Annotated in this window: 2 protein-coding genes; both read left to right on the top strand. The window is 65.4% G+C overall.

Annotated elements, in window-relative coordinates:
- Window positions 1-131: 131 nt before the first annotated feature.
- Complete coding sequence (locus EN969_RS15870) at window positions 132-1769, top strand: DNA polymerase Y family protein (RefSeq protein ID WP_245467448.1); 1638 nt, start codon at window positions 132-134, stop codon at window positions 1767-1769.
- A complete protein-coding gene (locus tag EN969_RS15865; protein WP_063169574.1) occupies window positions 1766-5113 on the top strand; it encodes an error-prone DNA polymerase in 3348 nt (1115 codons plus the stop codon). Before EN969_RS15870 ends, EN969_RS15865 begins: the two co-directional genes overlap by 4 nt.
- Window positions 5114-5171: the final 58 nt, after the last annotated feature.

Raw genomic sequence — 5171 nt, 5'->3', positions numbered from 1 at the left:
GGCGCCGGCGGGGCCGCGCGACGCCATCGCCGGGCCGCTGGCCGGCTCGATCGGCCGCCCGGCCTTCACCCTCACCATCGGCAAGAGCCGCACGGCCCTGCCTGGACAATTCACACTGGAGTGGAACCCCGATGAACGCGCATTCGACGAAAGAGCGGGCGAGGCAAGAGACCGGGCAAAGAATCCTGTCCCTGTGGTTTCCCTATCTGGCGGCGGAAAGGATCCTGCGCCAGCGTCTGGGGCGGTCCTGGCGTTCCCGGTCGTCGGATCACCCATCTCACCCGCCGCTCGTGATCAGCCATCGCGACCGCAACGCACAGCGCATCTCGGCCCTCGACGAGCGGGCTGAGGCGCTGCACCTGAAGCGCGACATGGGCATCGCCGATGCGCGCGCCATGCATCCGTCGATCGACGTCGTCGAGGCCGATCCGGAAGCCGATCGCCGCCTGCTCGAAGGCCTCGCCGACTGGTGCGACCGCTACACCCCGCTGGTGGCGCTGGACGGGGCAGACGGCCTGTTTCTCGACGTCACCGGCTGCACCCATCTGTTCGGCGGCGAGCGCGCCATGCTGGACGACATCCTGTCGCGCTTCTTCCATCAGGGTTTCGATGTCCGCGCCGGGCTTGCCGCGACGCCGGGTGCGGCCTGGGCGGCGGCACGCTTTTGCGGCGACCGCATCGTTGTGTCAGGCGAGGAGGAGGCGCTGCTGGCGCCCCTGCCGCTGGCCGCGCTGCGCATAGAACCTTCGACCCGCACCAGCCTGGAAAGTGTGGGCCTGCGCACGGCGGGCGCCGTCATGGCGGCACCGCGCGCGCCGCTCGCCCGCCGCTTCGGCGCCCTGCTGCTCCTGCGCCTCGACCAGGCGCTTGGCCGGCTCGACGAGGCGGTGTCGCCGCGCCTGCCCGTCGCGCCGCTTTCGGTCGAACGCCACCTCGCCGAACCCGTCACCCTGACCGAGGACATCGAACGGCTGGTGGGCATGCTGGCGGCGACCTTGAAGACCGACCTCGAGCGCCGCGGCGAGGGCGCCCGGACGCTGGCGCTGCTGCTCTTTCGCGTCGACGGCGCCGTCAGCCGCATCGCGCTCGGTACCTCGCGGCCGATGCGCGAACCCATGCTGATCCAGAAACTGTTCCATGAAAGGCTGGCCGCGCTCGAACAGGATATCGATGCCGGCTATGGTTTCGATCTGGTGCGGCTCTCGGTGTTGGCATCAGCCACCTTCGACATGCAGCAGGCCGATCTTGCCGGCGAGGTGACCGACGACGGCGCCGATATCGCGCTGTTCGCCGACCGCATCCGCGCCCGGCTCGGCGATGGCGCGGTTCTCCGGGCAGTCGCGGTCGAAAGCCATCTGCCGGAGCGTGCCGTCGCCACCATCCCCTTCACCGACGCGCCGTGCCGGACCACGCCGCCGAAGAAGCCGGACAGGCTGCAGGCACCAAAAACCATATTTCCGCCGGAACGACCGATCCGGCTGTTCCGCTCGCCCGAACCCATCGATGTGCCGGCCACCGAAATGCCGGAAGGACCGCCGCTGAACTTCCGCTGGCGGCGCGCGCTCTACCGGGTCAAGCGCGCCGAAGGGCCGGAACGCATCGCCGCCGAATGGTGGCGGGAAGCGCCAAGCGACGAGGCGGCATCGACGCGCGACTATTTCCGCATCGAGGATGCCGACGGCCGCCGCTACTGGCTCTACCGGCAAGGCCTCTACGGCGGCGCCTCGCAAGTCCCGCCGCGCTGGTTCCTGCATGGAGTCTTCGCATGAACGCGCTGACCGTCATTCCCTATGCCGAGTTCGGCATCCAGTCGAATTTCTCCTTCCTGCGCGGCGCCTCCAAGCCGGAGGAGCTGGTGGTCGCGGCCAAGCTCCTGGGCTTCTCGGCGATCGGACTTGCCGATCGCAACACGGTGGCCGGCGTGGTGCGCGCCTGGCAGCAGGCCAAGGTCGAAAAACTCTCCTATCACCCCGGCTGCCGGCTGGTTTTTGACGACGGCACGCCGGACATCCTCGCCTATCCCCAGGACCGCAAGGGCTGGGGGCACCTCTGCCGCATGCTGACGCAAGCCAATCTGCGCGACGAGAACGAAAAAGGCGCCACCCTTCTCCAGCGCGGCGACCTGCTCGAATGGGGTGACCTGATGTCGCTGGCGGTCCTGCCCGGTCTGTCGACGGGGGCGCAAGACAGTCTTGCCTTGCTTGGTGAGCTCAAGGGCCGTTTCGGCAGGAACCTGCGGCTTGGCGTTTCGCCCGACTACGCCGGCAATGACCGTTTCCGCATCGAGCAGGCGGCAGCACTTGCCGAGAGCGCCGGCATTCCGCTGATGGCGACCAACGACGTTCTTTATCACACCGCCGAACGGCGCCCGTTGCAGGACGTGCTGACCGCGATCCGCCTCAACACGCCCGTTGCCGAGGTCGGGCTACAACTGGCCGCCAATGCCGAGCGCCATCTGAAGCCGCCGATGGAGATGGGCCGCCTGTTCCGCCGGCACCCGCAGGCGCTGGCCGAGACGCTGCGATTTGCGCAAGAGCTGACTTTTTCGCTCGGCGACCTCCAGTACAACTACCCCGACGAGCCGACGGAATCGGGTCTTGGTCCACAGGCTGAGCTGGCGCGACTGGCGCGGGAGGGAGCGGCGAACCGCTATCCGGCTGGTGTGCCGGATTCCGTGACCAAGCGCATCGAGGAAGAGCTCGCTTTGATCGAACGCCTCAACTATGCCCGCTATTTCCTGACTGTCTACGACATCGTCAAGTTCGCGCGCAGCAAGGATATTCTCTGCCAGGGACGTGGATCAGCCGCCAATTCGGTCGTCTGCTTCTGCATCGGCATCACCGAAGTGGGGCCGGAAAAAATCGATTCGCTCTTCGAGCGCTTCATTTCCGAGGAGAGAAACGAGCCGCCGGATATCGACGTCGATTTCGAGCACGAAAAGCGCGAAACTGTAATCCAGTACATCTACGAGAAATACAGCGGCAAGCGCACGGCACTTGCCGCCGCCGTCATCAGCTATCGCGGCCGTTCGGCGCTGCGCGAAGTGTCGAAGGCGATGGGCCTGTCCGAGGATGTCAGGGCATCGCTTTCCGGCTCGATCTGGGGTTGGTCGACATCGGAGCTTGGCGAGAAGGAAGCCCGCGCCGGCGGCCTCGACCGCACCGACCCGGTGTCGGGGCACGTGATGGAGCGTGCCAATGAGATCATGGGCTTCCCCCGCCATCTCTCCCAGCATGTCGGCGGCTTCGTCATCACCAGGGACCGGCTCGACGAGATTGTGCCTATCGTCAAGACGGCGATGGACGAGCGCAAGATGGTCGAATGGGACAAGGACGATCTCGACGCGGTGAAGATCTTGAAAGTCGACGTGCTGGCGCTCGGCATGCTGACCTGCCTGCAACGCGCCTTCACCTTGCTCACGGATCACTATCCTAATGCGCGGGATGATTATGGGCAGCCCTATGTGTTGGCCACCCTGCCGCCGGAGGACAGGCAGGTCTACAAGATGATCTGTCGCGCCGACACGCTCGGCGTCTTCCAGATCGAATCGCGGGCCCAGATGTCGATGCTGCCGCGCCTCCAGCCGAAAACCTTTTATGATCTCGTCATCGAGGTGGCGATCGTTCGGCCGGGCCCGATCCAGGGCGACATGGTCCATCCCTATCTGCGCCGCCGGCAAGGCAAGGAACAGGCCGAGTATCAAAAGCCGGAGCTGGAAGCGATCCTCAAGAAAACGCTTGGCGTACCGCTGTTCCAGGAACAGGCGATGAATATCGCCATCGTCGCCGGCGGTTTCAAACCGGGCGAAGCCGATGAACTGCGCCGCGCCATGGCCACCTTCAAGCGCACCGGCACCATCGGCAATTACCGCGACCGTATGATCAATGGCATGGTCGGCAAGGGCTACACGAAGGACTTCGCCGAGCGCTGCTTCAAGCAGATCGAGGGCTTTGGCGAATACGGCTTTCCTGAAAGCCATGCTGCTTCCTTCGCCCTGCTCGTCTATGCCTCCTGCTGGTTCAAGACCTTCTATCCCGACGTGTTCTGCGCCGCGATCCTGAATTCGCAGCCGATGGGGTTTTACCAGCCGGCCCAACTCGTGCGCGACGCAAGCGACCATGGCGTCGACATCCGCGACGTCGACGTCAATTTTTCGGTGTGGGATTGTACGTTGGAAAAGGCGCCATTCGATCCGGCCCGCATCCTGCCACGCCATGCCGAAATGCGCGGCGTCATCGAGACAAATCATGCGCTGCGGCTCGGCTTCAGGCAGATCAAGGGCCTGTCGAAGGAGCGCATGGAGGCTTTCGTCGAGCGGCGCGGCTCAGGCTATGTATCCGTCAGGGATGTCTGGCTGCGCTCCGGCCTCGATGTCGGCGAGATCGAAAAACTGGCGCAGGCCGATGCCTTTCGCTCGCTCGGTCTTGACCGTCGCGAAGCCCTGTGGGCGGTGCGCGCGCTCGACGGCAAGAGCGCCGCCGAAAGACTGCCGCTGTTCGACCAGCCGGCGCTTCGCCTGCGCGAGCTGGAACCGGAGACGAGGCTGCCGAAAATGCCGCTCGGCGAGCATGTCATCCACGATTACCGCGCGCTCGGCCTGTCGCTGAAGGCGCATCCGGTCGCCTTCCTGCGCGAGCGGCTCGACCGCGCCGGCGTCATCCCGAATGCGAATCTTCCTTCCGTGCGCGACGGCAGGCGCGTCTCGGTCGCCGGCCTCGTGCTGGTGCGGCAGCGCCCCGGCAAGGGCAATGCGATCTTCCTGACGCTGGAGGACGACAAGGCGGTGGCCAACATCATCTTCTGGCAAAGAACCTTCGACCGCTATCGGCCTATCGTCATGGGGGCCCGGTTCGTCAAGGTCACCGGGAAATTGCAGTCGGAATCGGGTGTGGTCCACATCGTTGCCGAGAAGATCGAGGATCTGACGCCCTGGCTGACCGTGCTTCTGGAGAAGGTCAGCGAGACTGCACCAGTGGTTCCTCCGAGAGACCTCGCCAAGGACGGTTCGGATCGCTCCAGCCCCGCCAAACAAAGCGCGCCGATCCGGCAGGATCTCGCAACGCTGTCGGAAGAAGCGGAACAGGTCATGCCCAAGGGGCGGAATTTTCAGTAGGCAAGGCCATGCCAAGAGCGGAACGAAAGCGGACGTCGGCGATCCTTCGCGCCCCCTC

It is taken from the genome of Mesorhizobium sp. M7A.F.Ca.CA.003.01.2.1 (assembly GCF_003998945.1).
Taxonomy (GTDB): Bacteria; Pseudomonadota; Alphaproteobacteria; order Rhizobiales; family Rhizobiaceae; genus Mesorhizobium; species Mesorhizobium ciceri.
The sequence above is the reverse complement of the archived record's forward strand: the minus strand, read 5'-3'. Positions and strand labels throughout refer to the sequence as shown.